Origin of the sequence: Sorangium sp. So ce726 (genome assembly GCF_051521405.1) — a bacterium.
GTDB lineage: Bacteria > Myxococcota_A > Polyangia > Polyangiales > Polyangiaceae > Sorangium.
Genome location: NZ_CP150349.1, coordinates 4678648 through 4694518 on the forward strand (window position 1 = coordinate 4678648; position 15871 = coordinate 4694518).

General features: G+C 69.4%; 12 protein-coding genes. 5 read left to right on the forward strand and 7 right to left on the reverse strand.

Translation table 11 applies throughout. The annotated features are described in order from the left end of the window. The first annotated feature begins 324 nt into the window (after positions 1-324). Positions 325-774: a hypothetical protein gene (locus WME79_RS17500; protein ID WP_437536975.1), complete on the forward strand. Its 450-nt coding sequence runs from the start codon at positions 325-327 to the stop codon at positions 772-774. Between the two features lie 82 nt (positions 775-856). Here WME79_RS17500 and WME79_RS17505 read toward each other — a convergent pair whose 3' ends face one another. Next, on the reverse strand, positions 857-2275 hold the full coding sequence (locus WME79_RS17505; RefSeq protein WP_437536978.1) for a DUF7453 family protein: 1419 nt from the start codon (positions 2273-2275) through the stop codon (positions 857-859). 942 nt (positions 2276-3217) lie between these two features. Here WME79_RS17505 and WME79_RS17510 point away from each other — a divergent pair. Further along, positions 3218-3667: a hypothetical protein gene (locus WME79_RS17510; RefSeq protein ID WP_437536981.1), complete on the forward strand. Its 450-nt coding sequence runs from the start codon at positions 3218-3220 to the stop codon at positions 3665-3667. A 163-nt stretch (positions 3668-3830) separates the two neighbouring features. Here the strand turns inward: WME79_RS17510 and WME79_RS17515 are convergent, their stop codons facing one another. The 6 genes from WME79_RS17515 to WME79_RS17540 form a co-directional block, all read right to left on the reverse strand. Next, the gene (locus tag WME79_RS17515) at positions 3831-6011 is read right to left on the reverse strand and encodes a GAF domain-containing protein (protein WP_437536984.1); all 2181 of its coding nucleotides are present in this window, start codon (positions 6009-6011) and stop codon (positions 3831-3833) included. A 16-nt stretch (positions 6012-6027) separates the two neighbouring features. Further along, the gene (locus WME79_RS17520) at positions 6028-7620 is read right to left on the reverse strand and encodes a hybrid sensor histidine kinase/response regulator (RefSeq protein WP_437536987.1); all 1593 of its coding nucleotides are present in this window, start codon (positions 7618-7620) and stop codon (positions 6028-6030) included. A gap of 3 nt (positions 7621-7623) precedes the next feature. Next, complete coding sequence (locus WME79_RS17525) at positions 7624-7770, reverse strand: hypothetical protein (protein WP_437536990.1); 147 nt, start codon at positions 7768-7770, stop codon at positions 7624-7626. Continuing rightward, positions 7770-7907, reverse strand: coding sequence for a hypothetical protein (locus tag WME79_RS17530; protein WP_437536992.1), 138 nt, complete (start codon positions 7905-7907; stop codon positions 7770-7772). Before WME79_RS17530 ends, WME79_RS17525 begins: the two co-directional genes overlap by 1 nt. A 608-nt stretch (positions 7908-8515) precedes the next feature. Next, the gene (locus tag WME79_RS17535; RefSeq protein WP_437536995.1) at positions 8516-9745 is read right to left on the reverse strand and encodes a hypothetical protein; all 1230 of its coding nucleotides are present in this window, start codon (positions 9743-9745) and stop codon (positions 8516-8518) included. A gap of 228 nt (positions 9746-9973) precedes the next feature. Beyond that, positions 9974-11050, reverse strand: coding sequence for an aldo/keto reductase (locus tag WME79_RS17540; RefSeq protein ID WP_437536997.1), 1077 nt, complete (start codon positions 11048-11050; stop codon positions 9974-9976). A gap of 177 nt (positions 11051-11227) precedes the next feature. Between WME79_RS17540 and WME79_RS17545 the strand changes: the two genes are divergently transcribed. From WME79_RS17545 to WME79_RS17555, 3 genes are all read left to right on the forward strand, one after another. After that, complete coding sequence (locus WME79_RS17545; RefSeq protein WP_437537000.1) at positions 11228-11767, forward strand: MerR family transcriptional regulator; 540 nt, start codon at positions 11228-11230, stop codon at positions 11765-11767. Between the two features lie 287 nt (positions 11768-12054). Then, positions 12055-13764 carry a hypothetical protein gene (locus WME79_RS17550; protein WP_437537003.1) on the forward strand — a complete coding sequence of 570 codons (1710 nt, stop codon included), beginning with the start codon at positions 12055-12057 and terminating at the stop codon, positions 13762-13764. A gap of 21 nt (positions 13765-13785) precedes the next feature. Further along, entirely contained in the window at positions 13786-15846 is a 2061-nt protein-coding gene (locus WME79_RS17555) for a G8 domain-containing protein (RefSeq protein WP_437537005.1), read from the forward strand. The last annotated feature ends 25 nt before the right edge of the window (positions 15847-15871 follow it).

The window sequence follows — 15871 nt, forward strand, 5'->3', positions numbered from 1 at the left end:
CCCGGGCCAGCTAACACCTGAGAGGACACATGGTGAAGGCTCGCGCCGTCGGCGTGGGGGCTCTGACCTCCATCGCGCCGTGCGGGCACCCCCTCGGCGCTGCGCGGCGGAGCGCGAAAACCACGAAAATGGCTGGTATCCAGCGGATCCTGGGGCGCGCCGGGTGGCGGCCCGAAGCGCCCCGACAACCTGGTCCGCCGATTGCTCTATCGGGATGCGACGCCGCGAGACAGCGACGAGGACCTCCCAGGCGACTCGGTATCGCCAGAGGCCACCCAGACGCGATCTCGTGAGCGTGAACCCCCGACCCAAGGATACACCACCATGAACATCAAGAACCTCCTCCTCTGCTCGCTCATCTCGTCCTTCTCGCTCGTCGGCTGCATTGCCGAGCCGCTCGACGGCGACAGCGTCGATGAGGGCGCGAGTGACGCCGCCGAGGTCGTGGGCGAGGGCGCCGAGGCGATCATCGGCCCGGGGGGTGACGACGGCGGCGGCCCGGTCACGAAGACGGTGAACCTCTCCTGCTCGATCACCTTTCCCAGCATCTTCAACCCGAACGCGGCGATCAAGAACACCTCGCTCTTCGGCGTTCCGGAGGATGCGAAGATCACCTTCACGGTCACGCACTACTACGGCGATCCTGGGCCCTACACCCGCTCTGTGACCGGGCCGCTCGCCAAGGGCCAGACGAAGCTCGTCCCCCTCACGCACCCCGGCGCGCTCGACGCCTACGGCTGCACCGCCAAGGCCACCTGGACCCTCATCGACTGAAGTAGCAGACCGTCGGACGCCTGGGCGGCAGCGAGCCGCCCTGACCGCAGCTCGCCGCTGGGAGAGCGCGCGGACGCGAGGCTCAGTCGGGTGTCGCCACCACCACGTGCGTCACACCGGTGGTCAGGATCACCTGCGTCAGCACCTGGCCCCGATCGTTCAGGTGGACGAGGGGCCAGGGGTAGGCGGAGCCGAGCGATACATCGTCGTTATTGTTCACGTGAGCTACCGTGCCCACGCCTGGGATGACCGTCCCCGTGCGCACCACGGTGCGGATCTCGCCGTCATCGTACAGGTAGACGCCGGTGTCCGGGACCGAATCGAAGTTGATATCGGCGTCGAGCGCGGCTGAGAAGGCGACCTGGCCGGCGCCGTTGATGCCGTGGCAGCCCCGATTGCCGGGGGCATAGGTCATTGTCCCACCCGGCAGGCTGGCGCCTGACATCGCCACGGTCACGGTTCGGCCGTTGTGGTCGTGCAGGTACACGCCCGAATCGTCCCCGGCGAACCCGATGAAGCTCACATCGCCTGCGTTGTTGATCTGGCCATTCCACGCGGCGTCGAACAAGGCGCCCTCCGGCGTCGCGTCTCCCTGGTGCACCAGCGACGTCAGGGTACCCGTGGAGGCACGATAGAGATAGAGGCTCTCGAAGCAGCCGATGGTGCTCGCGTCGCCGCCAACGCAGGTTTCTCCGCTGACATGGGCGCCGAACACCACGTCACCGCGATCGTTGAGCTTGGGGTCCCATGCATCGTCGAAGACGCTGTCGCCTCCCGGCGCCCGGTCGCCAGGCGCGGCGATCCTCGTGGGGACGTCGTGCTCATCGAACAAAAATACGCCGCGGCCCAGCCCGTAGCACAGCGCATTGGGGTCCGTGCAGTTCCCGAGCGACGTGTTGATGAAGCCCACCCCGACGATCTCGTTGCGGTTGTTGATGTCGATGTTACCCCAGCCGCCGAGGAACGTCGCGTTGCCCGGGACGGGCTGGCCCGGCAGGATCACCGGCGTGACGACGCCGTGTTTGCGAGTGTAGCGAAAGATGCCGACACCGAGGCCGGGTTCGATCTCCTGGTCGGAGGGGTAGATGTCCAGCACGAACCCGAACGCTACATTGCCAGCATCGTTCAGGCCCGACGGGGTCATCACACCACGCACGTTGGCGTAGTCGACGCCGGCTCCCGGGGCAGGCATCCCGGAGCGTGCGATCAGCTGGTTGACGCCCTTTCTTCGCAGGTACAGCGCGTCGCCGACGAGCCCGTTCCCGACACCGGATACGAAGATTGAGACGCCGCTGGCGTTGATGTCCTGCGGCTCGAAATAGTTGAGGTGCCTGCCGTCGCCCGGCGGCGCCTCGTCGAGCGTCGCCACCACCGAAAATTGGTAACCGTCGTGCCCGGAGCCGTCAGCGAGGCTCGACCGGGCCGTGAGTCCCGCGACGAGGATGGCGGTCGTCGTCAGGCCAGCCCTGTGCAGCGCGCGAGTGTCGTGGAAGGGATACATCGGGTGCGTCTCCTTGTGGTGTGACCGTCCCCCCGGGAGCAGACCCGGCAGCGGCTGCAATGGTGACATGTCACGACGACCGATCTCGCGGCGTCGTGACAGCGATCGCATCGACTCCGACAGTCAGCATCCAGGAAAGTGGGGTAGTCTGAAGCGGGCGATGTCGACGTCAAGGCGCGAACTGGCGTTGTTTGGTCTCAGCGTGCCTAGCTTATGCGTCCAGGCCAGTCGAGCGCTTGTGAAGGAACGCACAACCGACGCGCGAGTCACGGACCTCGCAGGCCGTGGCGTGATCGCGGATTCTCCGGCGCACGGACAAATGGTTGATACAGATTCACTTTTTCAGGAGGGAAGCGGAGCGCGCAGCGACCTTCTTGTCACCCGAAGTGAGCGTTGCGATTCGCCCTTAACGTCCTGTAGTCGGGTTGCTCGTCCTTTGCTGCCAGGACGGGGAACAGGGGCAGGACGGCGCGCCGGGCCAGAGCGCCGGGCATCTCAGCGAGGACGGCTGGAGAGGGAGCGGGCGCGTGTTCGCGACGCCCTCCTCGCGATCGTCGGGCTCACGCTCTTCGCCATTGCGCTCACCCCGCAAAGCAGTCCTCGACGGGCTCCGAGTGCGGGTGCGGGTGCGGGTGCTCGGGCGCGAGGCGGTGGAGGCTCGCGCCGTCGGCGTGGGGGCTCTGACCTCCACCGCGCCATGCGGGCGCCCCCCGGGCGCTGCGCGATGGAGCGCGAAAACCCCAAAAAAGGCCGGTATTCCCGCGGATCCTGGGCGCGCCGAGAGGCGGCCCGAAGCGCCCCGACAACCTGGCCTGCCTGTTGCTCTATCGGTATGCGACGCCGCGAGACAGCGACGAGGGCCTCCCAGGGCGACTCGGTATCGCCAGAGGAAGGCGAGACGCGATCTCGTGAGCGTGAACCCCGACCCAAGGAACTACCACCATGAAGCTCAAGAATCTGCTCCTCTGCTCGCTCATCTCGTCCTTCTCGCTCGTCGGCTGCATCGCCGAGCCGCTCGACGGCGACAGCGCCGATGAGGGCGCGAGCGACGCCGCCGAGGTCGTGGGCGAGGGCGCCGAGGCGATCATCGGCCCCGGGGGGGACGACGGCGGCGGCCCGGTCACGAAGACCGTGAACCTCTCCTGCTCGATCACCTTTCCCAGCATCTTCAACCCGAACGCCGCGATCAAGAACACCTCGCTCTTCGGCGTTCCGGAGGATGCGAAGATCACCTTCACGGTGACGCACTACTACGGCGATCCTGGGCCCGTCACCCGCTCGGTGACCGGGCCGCTCGCCAAGGGCCAGACGAAGCTCGTCCCCCTCACGCACCCCGGCGCGCTCGACGCCTACGGCTGCACCGCCAAGGCCACCTGGACCCTCATCGACTGAACCCGACCCTGCTGCTTCCTCCTCGGAAGAACTCACAGGGAGGCTGGGAGAAGGGGCAGGGCGGGCGCATCAAGACCCATAGAATTACAATGAGTTGGCTCCAATAGACGTCGCCGCTGACCCCGCCGCCGGACCGGGGCGCGCCCGGGTCAGCATCACCGCCTCACCTGGTCGCCTGCAATGCGGAGAGAGACGGTTCCCGGGGCAGCTCGACGGTGAAGCACGACCCAGCGCTGCGCTCGCTGGTCAGCCGTATGGCGCCGCCGTGCGCGGCGAGGATCTGCCGCGCGACGTACAGGCCCAGCCCGAGCCCGCCGAGCGACTCCCCGGAGCCGGTCCGCTCGAAGCGCTCGAAGACGCGCTCGCGGTCCCCCGGCTTGATGCCGAGCCCGTGATCCTGCACGGACAGTATCGCCATACCTCCGTCGGCCACGACGCTGATATCGATCGGCCGGCCGAGGCCGAACTTGATCGCATTGCTGAGCAGGTTGACGATGACCTGCTCGATGCGGAGCCGGTCCCAGCGACCGGTCACGCCCGGAGCCGCCCGGAGCTCGATCCGCGAGCCCGCCTTGGCGAGGAGCCCCTGGAACCGGTCCACGGTGTCGCGCGTCAGCGCGGACAGGTCGATCTCCTCGAGCTCCAGCACGAACTGCCCCTGGGCGATCCGCGACACGTCGAGCACGCTGTCGACGAGCTGGAGCTGCAGCTTGAGCGGGGTGAGCGGCGCGTAGCGCTCGGGTGATGCGATGGAGACGAAGTCCTCGCGGATGCAGGCAGCCTCTTGCGCCTCGCGGTAGAGGCGCGCGTTGTCGATGGCGATCGCGGCGCGGCGCGCGACTTCCTGCATGAGCTCGAGGTCGGCACGGCCATAGCGGCGCCCTGGCGCGGACGAGACGGCGCTCAGCACCCCGACCGTTTGCCCGCGCGCCACGAGCGGCACGATGATGGAGCTGCGCGCCTCGAGCTCGCGGCCGAACCTCAAGTGCTCTTCGTTCACGGCGAGCTCTCGAAGGCGTTCGTCGGAGAGCTCGGGAAACAGGAGCGGCTCACCCGTCCGCAGGACGGTGGTCGCTGGGTGGGGCGAATCCCAGTGAGGAGGATACCGGCGCTGTAACTCCGCGAGCAACGGCTCCTTCATGGGGTCTTTGTGTGCACCAGAGATGCGCCGGATCTCTCCGCCTTCCACGACGTCGATCACGCACCAGTCGCAAAGCGATTGCACGCACAGCCGCGCGACGCGCGCGAGCGTCTCATTGTAATCGAGAGATTCGGAGAGGATCTCCCCTGCGTCGGCCAGGAATGTCGCGCGCCGCTCAGCCTCCTCGGCGGCTGCGCGGGCCTCCTGCTCCTGCGCGAGGAGCCGGATACGCTCCTGTTCGGTCCTCTTCCGCTCCGTGATGTCGGTCGAGATGCCGCAGACCGCGTACGGGGCGCCGATGTTGTCGCGGAGGGGGAACTTGAGGCTGATGTACGTGTGGAGTCCGTCGTCCTGCGGCACCACCTCCTCCGCTTCCACCGGCATCCCGGTGGCGAGCACCCGCTCATCGATCGCGCGAAAGGCATCTGCGCATTCGGCAGGGAACAGTTCATATTCGCTCATGCCGATGATGGCCTCCCGGCTGATCCGGAACAGCTCCTCGTGGTGGCGGTTGACGAGCAGATACCGCCCCTCCCGATCCTTCACGTAGATCACGGCGGTCGAGTTATCGATGATGGCCTGCAAAAGCTCCCGGCTCGCGCGCAACGCCTCTTCCGCGCGCCTTCGCTCGGCGATGTCGACCGCGAGCTGTGCATTGATTCTGGTGAGCGCGACCGTGCGCTCGGCCACCTGCGCCTCCAGGCGCTCCTTGGCCTGGGCCTCTTCCTTCAGGCGGGCGTCGAGCGCCACCAAGCACCTCAGATCGGCTTCGACGACCTCGCGGAACTGCGCGAGCAACCTCTGCCACAGGTCGCTGTACGCGTTCTTCTTGCAGTCCAGAACGCAGATGGTCCCGAAGACATCCCCGCTGGGCCAGAGGATCGGAAAGCCTAGATAGGAGATCAAACCCAGGATGGCATCCGGACTCGATCTCCATGTATCGTGGGCCAACGCATCGACGATCAGCAGCGGCTTCTGGGTGCTCATCACTATCTCGCAATAGTACCCGGCGTCGGTGCACGCCCTCTCCTGGAGCGCGTAAGGATTGCCCCTCGATTCGCTGGAGGCGACGACGACCATCTCGGGCGGCTCGAGCTTCACGATCAACGCCGCGGGGATCTGCAGGAGCTCGGCGAGGAGATCGACGATCTCCTGCCACTTGTTGGTAATTTCCCGTGGGATCTCGATCTCTGTCGTGCTCATCGTCGTAGCTCGCGTTTTACCGACCTGGTGTGCGGCCGGCGATCGCATCGAGGAGCCGATCGACGCTGATCGGCTTGACGAGGTGGTCGGCGAAGCCGGCAGCCGCGCTGCGAGCGCGGTCCTGCATCTGGCCGCGGCCGGTCAGCGCGATCAGCCGAGGGCCGGCCGCGCCCTGCCGGCGCCCGATCACCGCGGCCAGCTCGTAGCCGTCCATGTCCGGCAGCCCGATGTCGAGCAGCGCGACGGTCGGGCGGAACCTATCGAGCATCTCGAGCGTCCCGGCGCCGTCGTGCGTGAGCGCGACCTCGTGCCCCTCGACGCGGAGCAGCTCCGCCAGGAGCTCGCCGGCGTCGATATTGTCGTCGACGACCAGGACACGCTCTCGCACCTCGGAGAAGCGCGGCGGCGGCACGGACTCCGCCGCCTCCGCGACGGCGGCGGCCGCCGGCAGTCTTACCGTGAACGAGCTCCCCTTTCCCGTTCCTTCGCTCGCCACCTCGACGGTACCACCATGGAGGGTGACCAGGTTCTTGACCAGGGCGAGCCCGATGCCGAGACCGCTCTCGGTGCGGTGAATCTCCGTGCGCCCCTGGACGAAGGGGTCGAAGATTCGAGGCAATAGCTCCGGCGAGATGCCGATCCCGTTGTCGATGACCGTGATCACCACCTCGTCGTCGATGCGCGCCGCCCGGATGAGAATGCGGCCGGCCGGCGGCGTGTAGCGAGCGGCGTTGGTGAGGAGGTTGCTGACCACCTGGGCGAGCCGCGCGCGGTCCCCGCGCACAACGAGGCCGCTCGTCGGGGCATCCACCGCAAGGTCGTGGCGCCGCTGCTCGAACATCGGGGCCGTCATCTCGACGGCCTGGGCGATCACGTGCTGGATCTCGATTGCCTCGAGGTCTAGCTCCACTTTCCCCCGGGTGACGCGCGAGACGTCGAGGAGGTCGTCCACGAGCCGGCACACGTGCTCGACCTGCCGCTCGATGACGGCGTGCTCCCGGCTCACCGGGCCCTCGCTGCGCACGCGCATGAGCCGGAGCGCGGTCACGATCGGCGCCAGCGGGTTGCGCAGCTCGTGGCTGAGCATCGCGAGGAACTCGTCCTTGGCCCGGTTCGCTTGCTCGCGCTCCTGGATCGCGCGCGCGGTGTCCAGGCCCGTGGCCATGATGCTCGTCGCCACCCGCAGGAGCACGTTCGCGGACACATCCGGGAACCCGGGGGCGCGGGAGCCGACGATCAGGTTGCCGCGCTCGGCGTACAGGCCCACCGGCATGCTGACGACCCGCACCGCGCCGATCTGCGGACAAACCGCGGTGCTGACAGCGCCGATCACCTTGCCGCAGAAGGCGGTGAGCTCCGGCCGCAGCTCCTCGAGCCGCGCGGCCGCATCCTGCTGCCCGATCCGCAGCACCTCGACCGGCGCCTCATCCACGGTCCAGAGGGTGACCGCGTAGGCGACGTCGATCGGGATCATCGTTTCGAGGATTTCACACGTCGTCGCAAGGATCCCCGCGGCGTCGCGTCCGGTCCACAGAGGCGGCAGCGCGAGGAGCCCGAGCAAGTCCCTGAGCGTGCTCTGGAGCGATCGGGGTGCGTGCCACTCGGACATGGGTCAGCCGTGAGCGGCCGCGCGTCGGTCCTCGTCGCGCCACTTGCGGGCTCGTATTTCCTCGAGGAACTCGGAGGGCGGCGTGTAGAAGTGATTTTCGTAGACCGCCCCGCTGATCAGCACGAGCGGCGGGCACCGCAGGATATCCATCACGCCATCGCGCCGGGCAGGCGGTCGGGATCGACGATGCAGATCCCCATGAAATTGGGGTTGAGGAGCTCGTTGGCGCGGATCTCGTACGCGAGCGTCCTGCCTGCGAGCGTGGCATGCCTTAATCCAGCCGCCATGCCGGGCAACGTGACCTAGCACGTCATCGCGGTCAACCACGCACTCCGGCTCTGCACGCGCGCCTGCGCGGCTATGACGGCTGGGGTCGATCGGCCCATAGGGCCACGCTCGACGCTGTCCCGCTGGTGCGGGCATTGAGGTGGCGCCGGTCTGGAGCTTGGATGCGATCGAGGGGGCGCTGGGGGAGGGGATTGAGCGGCGTGCTCGGCTGACACGTGTCTTGTTTGCATGGCCGGCCATGCGCCACATCCTTCCGGCTTGCTTTCTGTTCCTGTTCCTTGCGGCTTGCTCCCCCCAGAGCGGGCGCGTCCAATCTGGAGGAATGGTTCCGGAAAGGACGCGCAGAAGGTAGTCGTGGTTCCATCCAGCTTTCTTGCGTTTCGCTGCAATCCCACGCCTGGTAGTCTGGTCCTGCTTCAGAAGGTCGAGCGCAATCTTGCGCAGCAGCCCGATGTTCTCCTGCCCGCCTCGAATGCGACTTTCATCCTCGCGAAAGGCGACGTCGAGCGCCCAATGGCATCTTGCTAAAATGAAGATAAAATGAGGTGATTTGTCAGGTTCGAAACGAGGTGTCGACCGGGCACGGCGCACCGTGCGATGCCGTCTCTCATTCCCCTGCTTCGGTGCTGCAGGTGATGTTGATCCACCCTCGACGGCCTTCGATCGCGCCGCCGATGAACCGGAGCGGCCATGGGTGCTCCGAGCGCTCGCAGCGCCATTGCGGCAAGAGCTCCGGCACCTCGGTCGCGCAGAAGCCGTCCGGGCATCCTGGACAATCGAGCGAATGCCGGCAGCTCTCCAGCTCGGCGCCGGCGAGCTGCACGACCTCGCAGCGGCGCAGCTCCTTGCCGCCGCGCTCGACGAACGTGGGCTGCCCGCCTGGATCGCGCCGACCTCGCGCGGCATCGCAGCGCTCGAGATCGGCCTGATCGATCATGACCTTGCAAGCGACCACGCCTCCGTCGTCCACGGCGAGCGGATGGGCCTGGCAGATGAAGCCGCAATCGGCCCACCCCGGGTGAAGGAGCATGTCCCACGTCTGCTGATCGTCGCAGCGCGAGGTGATCGGCTGCGCGCCCACGAGCTCGCTCCACGCCCCGAGTCGCGCGCTGCCTCCGTCGATGGCGTAACAGCTCGAATCGCGCGTGGTGAAAGGCCCGACCACCTCCGTGTCCAGGGTCATCGACAGCGCTGTCTGGCTGGGTACCTCGTCGGCGACGAGCCCGGGCCCCTCGTCGTCGCGCGTGCTCGCGACGAGCAGCCTCGCGATCCTGCCCTGGGGCAGTGACCTGACGAGGGCTACCTCCGCCTCGCCCACGGGTGCGCGCGCGCCCGTGACGAGCTCCAGCGCGCGCCTGGCCGTCCGTAGCGGGCGGTACTCCTCCCCGGGCTCTGCGAGCCGCAGTCCCAGCGCCTCTGTCACGCCTGCCATCACCGCCTCGACCTCCTCCTCGTGCGAGGTCTGCGTGGTCCACGCGAGCGCGGGAATTTCCCTCGAGGTGACGAGCGCCGCAGCGTCGGGCGCGCTCGGCCGCGCGACGACCACCCGGAGTTCGCCGGGGTGCCACTGGGCCGGATCCGGGCTGCCGCATGTTCCCCACCGCGATCCGATCACGGCGAGGAGGCTTGCGCGCATGCTCTGGGCGACGCGCTCGCGGAGCTGCGCGGCTTCGGCCGTGTCCGTGTCATCGACGACGAGGACGATGACCACCGGGCTCTCCTCGCTGAGCCCTCCGTCGAGGACCAGCTGCGAGGTTGTCCGGGGGTCCACAGCCACCGGATCCGTGCCGCACGCCACGGCGGCGAGCGTCAACCATGTGAGATGGAGAGACCTCATTTGCCACATCACGGGCGGTGTTGGCAACACGCGTACCCGTGAGGGCGCTGCTCTCCAGGCCGAGAAGAGCGCTATTCCTGCGGTGTCCGAAGGGGGCTAAGCGCGCTCCATGCCAACGCGGCGGCGCGCGGCGCCAACCCAGTTGCTCAACCCGAGCGAACCGCTCCCTCCCGGAGTGGTGATCTGGATCCGCAACTGACCCGCGGAGGCCTCGGGGGATGAGGCCCGCTACTTGTTCGTCTGGTGCTGGCGGGCGCGATCTGCGACCGTTTGCCCGCCGGGGACGCCGCGCGTGTCGCGGTTCTGCCACTCCAGCATCCAGCCGGGGTATTCGGGCGGGAGCGCGCTCGCCTCGTCGAGCTGCTTGACGTTTTCGGGAGAGAGCGTGACCTCCGCGGCGGCGAGGTTGTCGGCGAGCTGCTCCCGCGTCTTTGCGCCGATGATGACGCTGGTGACGAAGGGGCGAGTCAACTGCCACGCGAGCGCGACGCGCGCGACCGAGAGGCCCGTGGCGCCCGCGACCTCGCGCAGCGCGCCGAGCACGCGCGGCAGGCGGGCGCGGTCGACGGGCGGGAAGTCGAAGCTCGCGCGCCGCGCGCCGTCAGGGCCGCCCGGTCTCTCCGGATCGAACTTGCCCGACAGCATGCCGCCTGCGAGCGGGCTCCAGGGGAGGATCGCGATCCCCTCCGACTGCGCCAGGGGCACGATCTCGCGCTCGATGTCGCGCCCCGCGAGCGAGTAGTAGACCTGGGCGCTCTCGAACCGCGCGAGGCCGTTCGCCTGCGCGAAGCCGATCGCCTTCATGGCCAGCCACGCGGGCAGGTTGCTGAAGCCGACGTAGCGGGCCTTGCCCGAGCGCACCACGTCGTCGAGGGCGCGCACCGTCTCCTCGATGGGCGTCACGGGATCGACGCCGTGGATCTGGTAGAGGTCGACATGATCGAGCCCGAGCCGCTGGAGGCTCGCGTCGATGCTCGCGAGGATGTGCGCCCGCGAGAGGCCGATCTGGTTCACGCCCGGGCCCACGCGCCCGCGCACCTTGGTGGCCACGACGACCTGCTCGCGCGGCCGGCCCAGCGCCTTGAGCGCCGCGCCGACGAGCCGCTCCGACTCGCCTTCGGCGTAGACGTCCGCCGTGTCGATGAAGTTGACGCCGCTGTCGAGCGACGTGCCCACGAGCGCCTCGACCTCGCTGGTGCCGAGCGCGCCGATCACCTGCCAGAAGCCCTTCCCGCCGAACGTCATGGTGCCGAGGCAGAGCTCGGACACGTAGAGGCCTGTCTTCCCCAGGAGCTTGTATCGCATCGTGCCTTCTCCCTTGTGTGTGTCGGAGGGGTAAGTCTTCGAGCGCGCTCGAAGTCAAGGGGCGGCTGGCGAAACAAAACGAGGCCGGGGGCGCCCTTGACTTCGAGCGCGCTCGAGCTTTTACCGTGACGGGTGCCGAAACGCCGCCGGCCGTCCCCCGCGCGGCAAGGAGGTCCAGTGCAGCCCCGCCGAGCAGCTGATCGCCCTCCGCTCTCCGCCATCGACGTCCGCCCCCCTCCCGCGGAGCGCGCCGAGGTGCCCTCGGGAGCGACTGGCAGGCTGACCATCGCCGAGGTCGCTGCCGCCACCAGCACGAGCACACACACGCTGCGCTACTACGAGCGGATCGGCCTCATCCAGCCGATCGCGCGGGCGCGCAGCGGTCACCGCCGCTACGGTCCCGACGACGTGCGCTGGGTCGTCTTCCTCCGCCGGCTACACGAGACGGGCATGCCGATCCAGCGGATGCTCGCCTACGCGACGCTCGCGCGCCGGGGCGACGCCACCATCTCGGAGCGTCGCGCCCTGCTCGAAGCGCACCGCGACGAGGTGGCCAGGAAGCTCGCCGAGCAGCAGGCCCACCTCGCCGGCATCGAGAAGAAGGTGCGAATGTACGAGGAGCTGGAGAATCAGCTCACCGAGAAGAGCGGCCGCGAGCTGTCCGCGCCCGCGCCCGCGCCCGGCCGTCAGCCGGCGGCCTTCGTGCCGAGCGCCTGATCACCGATCGTGCCAGTGCTTGCCATGTCGGCCGCGCCGGAACCCCCATCCGTCACCGAAGCGAGCCTTCAGGCCACAGGTGGCTTTGCCCGGGCCAAAGGGGCCACGGCTTCGCAGCGTTGATTGCGGAGTAAACGTCTCTCGCCCAGAGAAGCCCAGACGCGCTCAGCTCGATGCCTGGCTTGCACCTGCGAATGAGGAAGGCGACGTAGGAGATGGATGTGGGTGTGTCGCGCCTCGGCGTTGAACCTGACGAAACCCTCGACGGCCGCTGATATGCTGCGGCCGTGCGACGGCTCGCCCCAATTGCGCTCGCCGCGGTCCTGACGGGGTGCGCGCCGGATGGAGACGAGGATGCGATCTCGACAGCGACCTCGCTCCCGATTGAGGTCCTCGGGGCGCCGGGCGCCGCCGTCGCTGTCACGATCGACGTCCCCGGCGACGTCGCCTCCGCGCATGGCGCCGCGCTCGCGCTCACGGTGCACAACGTCGTCGAGGCCGACGCGGCCTATGTGGTGGTGAACGACGCGGCGCCGATCGACCTCGCCTCGCCGGGGCTGCGCAGGCCGTCGGGTGGCCACGCGACGGCCACGCTCCCCTTGCCCGACGGCACGCTGCGCGCGGGCGCCAACCGCGTGGTGTTCCGCTACGATCGCCAGGTCCGCGACGTATCCGGGTTCCGCGTCATCGACGTGGCCGTGGTGGCCGGGGGGCGGCGCGGGACGGCCGACCTCCGCGCCGACGACCCCGCCACCTGGACCGCGCCGTCGGCCGGCGCCGACGCCATCGAGCGCGGGCGGCGCTTCTTCGCCGAGGAGAGCCGTGACGGCGGGCCGGTGTGCGCGCGCTGCCACGCCGACGACGGCGCCGACCTGGCCTACTTCGCGTTCTCCAACCACAGCCTGATCGCGCGCGCCCAGCACCACCTGTTCACCCTCGCCGAGGCCGCCGATCTGGCGAGCTATGTGCGCTCCCTGGCCGTCCCCCCCGTCGGACGTGTGATCGACGCGCCGTTTCAGCCCGGCCCGCAGCAGGCGGGCGCGGCCGGCGCCGGGCACCAGGCCGTGCTCGACTCCGACGAGGCGCTCGGCGCCGCGCTGTTCCCCGGCGGCTTCCCCGAGGACCCGGCCTGGGACCTGGCCGCGTCGTTCGACACCTCGACCATCGCGCTCCCCGTCGAGACGCCGTCGTGGATGCGCTGGCTGCCGCGCAGGATCGACGAGACCTGGTTCACGCGCGACGACGGCCGGCTCGCCGAGGCGCAGGCCGCGCTCGATCGCGACGGCACGCTCGAGGCCGCGCGCGCCTTCGAGACCGCCGCGGTGCAGATCGGCAAGGAGATCCTCATCACCACCGGCGATCACGCCGGGCGCGTGGAGCTCCTGCGCTACGCCGCGATCAAGCTGTGGGACTGGCAGCGGCGCCACGGCGGCTTCGACGGCGCGGACCACGGCTTCCCCGACGGCGGGCCCGCCTTCCCCTACGAGGTCGGCTTCGCGTTCTTCGAGGCGGCGTTCGCCGACGCCGTGCCGGACGCGATGGCGCAGACCTTCTCCTGGTGGGTGGCTCAGGCCGCGGTCAACCCCGGCCGGGGCCGCACGTCGGGCGATCGACCGCTGAACTGGAAGGACGTCCTCACCGCCGCCGACGGCGCCGGCGCCGGCCCGTGGACGATCACCTACCTCCACCTCGTCGGCAGCCTGGAGGAGTCGCAGGGCGCGCTCGCCGACGACTTCGGCACCGATCGCGGGCCTGTGCGCCTGCTCGCCGTGCCGCTGCGGCGCGTCCCCGGCCCGATCCGCGCCGCGCTGCTGCGCCGCTTCTTCGCGCGCGAGGCGGCGTTCCTGGCCGGCGGCGGGGAGCTCACGTCCGATCATCACGTGGTCCTTGGCAACGCCTGGCGGGATGGGTGCGAGGGGCTCGCCGACGACGACCGCGCGGAGCTGCGCGCGCTCGCGCCGCCCGAGGTCGCCGCCGACCTGGCGGCGTGTCCCTAGGCGGCGACTGCTGGAGGAACGATGGTTCGAACACGTCTCGCGCTCTCACTCGTGGCCGCCGCCGTATTCGCGGCCTGCGGCAGCTCGGGGAACGGCCCCGGCGGCTCCGGCGACCCCGGCGGCTCCGGCGGCCCCGATGGTCCGACCGCCGACTGCCCCGACGGCGAGTCCTGCTCCTTCTGCGACGCCGCGACCTGGGGCGGCGCTCCCTCCGGCGCGGACACCGACGTGGTGATCCCGTCAGGGAAGGTCGTCGTCGTCGACTGCCCCGCCGAGGCGCACACGATCCTGGTCCAGGCCGGCGGCACGCTGCGCGCGTCGCGCGAGGCGTCAGCCACACTGACCCTGCACGGCAACCTGGTCGTGGAGGGGACCGTCGACTACGGCACGCCCGACGACCGCGTCCCCGACGGCGTGACCGCCGAGATCATCTTCACCGGCATGCACGACGAGGACTACGCCGGCACGCCCAGCGCGGTGGAGGGAGGGGACGGCCCGCAGTCGGTCGATACGCCCATCTCCGTCGTCGACGGCGACGTCGGGCTGTGGGTCATGGGCGCCGGGCGCCTGCTCGCGGCCGGCGCGCCCAAGCGCGCTTGGGGGAAGCTCGTCGAGGGCGCGGGGGACGGTGACGCCGTGTTCACCGTCGATGACGCGTCGGGGTGGAAGGCCGGCGATCGCGTCGTCCTCACCCCCTCGGCCCCGCTCGCCGGCGGCGACGAGGCGGTCGACCAGTTCGACGAGGGGACCATCGCCGCCGTCGACGGGAACGAGGTGACGCTGGCCCAGGCGCCGGCGTTCACCCACGACGGCTGCTCGGACTGCCTGCGCCGCGCCGAGGCCGCGAACCTGTCGCGCAACGTGGTCATCCGCTCGGCCGACGACACCGCGCACGCGCACATCCTGGTCGCCGAGCAGGGGCACGTGCAGCTCGACAGCGTGGAGCTCCGCTGGCTCGGCCCGCTGATCCCGTGCAGCGGCGGCGCCGAGGGGACCGCGCTCCCCGCCCGCCGCGCGCCGCTCTGGTTCCATCAGCAGAAGGACGCCTCGGCGGGCTCATTCGTGCGTCACGCGGCGATCTGGGGCGGCGAGCTCCACTTCATCATGGTCGAGCAGTCGAACGACATCGAGATCAGCGACGTCGCCGGCTACGACACCGAGGGGGTGGGCTTCGGCCTGTTCTACGACAACGGCGCGTGCGGCACGTTCTGTGACGATCGCGAGAAGGCGCCGTCCGGCGTGCTGCTCGACCACGTGCTGGCCGCGCGCGTCGGCATCCCCGAGCGCGTCGACGGCTGCATCCGCGTGGACCACCGCATGACCGGCATCGCCGTGTCGGGCGGCGAGGGCTCGGGCGCGCGCGACTCGGTCGCCGTCGGCGTGGGCTACGACGGCACAGGCGAGGACGTCTCCGGCTTCGGCTGGCAGGAGGGGGGCTCGGGGCGGCCGGCGGACTTCGTCTTCGACGGCAACGTCGCCCATCACGTCCGCGGGCACGGCGCGATGATCTGGCACAACATCGAGGTCGCGCAGCCTTCGTACCGCGACAACGCGTTCTGGTCGAACGGCCACTACGGCGTCCTCTGGGGTGCCTACGTGAACCCGCTGCTGTTCGCCGACGTCGTGGCGGTGGACAACGGGCTGGCGTCGATCGGCGTCAAGGCCATCCCGCTCGACGACACGGCCCGCATGCAGGGGGGCACCGTCGATGACATCAAGATCCTGGCTTACGTGTTCATCCAGGAGAAGCCGGCGATCTTCGATCACGTGACGTTCACGGGTGATCGTCCGGTCGCGGTAACGCAGCTCCACGAGGCGTGTGACGGCGGCGACGAGGAGGACCCCGCCGATCCCGACTGCCTGCGCGTGTGGCTGCGCTTCGTCGATCCGGTATTCCCGCCGGGCGTGCTGCCGTTCGATTTCGGGCAGACGTTCAACCGCTACTCGACCTGGGAGGTGCGCGGCTTCTCCAGCCCCGACTTCCCGGACCTGCCGGCCGACTTCGATCTGTACCGCGCCGACAACGAGGTCGAGGGGGGCGCCTACTTCGCGCCGTTCGACGCCTGGCTCGTGCCACGTTGATGCGGTGAGGAGCACCGCCGCCCGG

What these genes read in the sequence shown, in the direction of transcription:
- WME79_RS17525 (WP_437536990.1), bottom strand. Translation starts at nt 7,770, where the DNA reads ATGGATATCCTGCGGTGCCCGCCGCTCGTGCTGATCAGCGGGGCGGTC.
- WME79_RS17500 (WP_437536975.1), top strand. Translation starts at nt 325, where the DNA reads ATGAACATCAAGAACCTCCTCCTCTGCTCGCTCATCTCGTCCTTCTCG.
- WME79_RS17515 (WP_437536984.1), bottom strand. Translation starts at nt 6,011, where the DNA reads ATGAGCACGACAGAGATCGAGATCCCACGGGAAATTACCAACAAGTGG.
- WME79_RS17540 (WP_437536997.1), bottom strand. Translation starts at nt 11,050, where the DNA reads ATGCGATACAAGCTCCTGGGGAAGACAGGCCTCTACGTGTCCGAGCTC.
- WME79_RS17510 (WP_437536981.1), top strand. Translation starts at nt 3,218, where the DNA reads ATGAAGCTCAAGAATCTGCTCCTCTGCTCGCTCATCTCGTCCTTCTCG.
- WME79_RS17535 (WP_437536995.1), bottom strand. Translation starts at nt 9,745, where the DNA reads ATGAGGTCTCTCCATCTCACATGGTTGACGCTCGCCGCCGTGGCGTGC.
- WME79_RS17555 (WP_437537005.1), top strand. Translation starts at nt 13,786, where the DNA reads ATGGTTCGAACACGTCTCGCGCTCTCACTCGTGGCCGCCGCCGTATTC.
- WME79_RS17530 (WP_437536992.1), bottom strand. Translation starts at nt 7,907, where the DNA reads ATGGCGGCTGGATTAAGGCATGCCACGCTCGCAGGCAGGACGCTCGCG.
- WME79_RS17520 (WP_437536987.1), bottom strand. Translation starts at nt 7,620, where the DNA reads ATGTCCGAGTGGCACGCACCCCGATCGCTCCAGAGCACGCTCAGGGAC.
- WME79_RS17505 (WP_437536978.1), bottom strand. Translation starts at nt 2,275, where the DNA reads ATGTATCCCTTCCACGACACTCGCGCGCTGCACAGGGCTGGCCTGACG.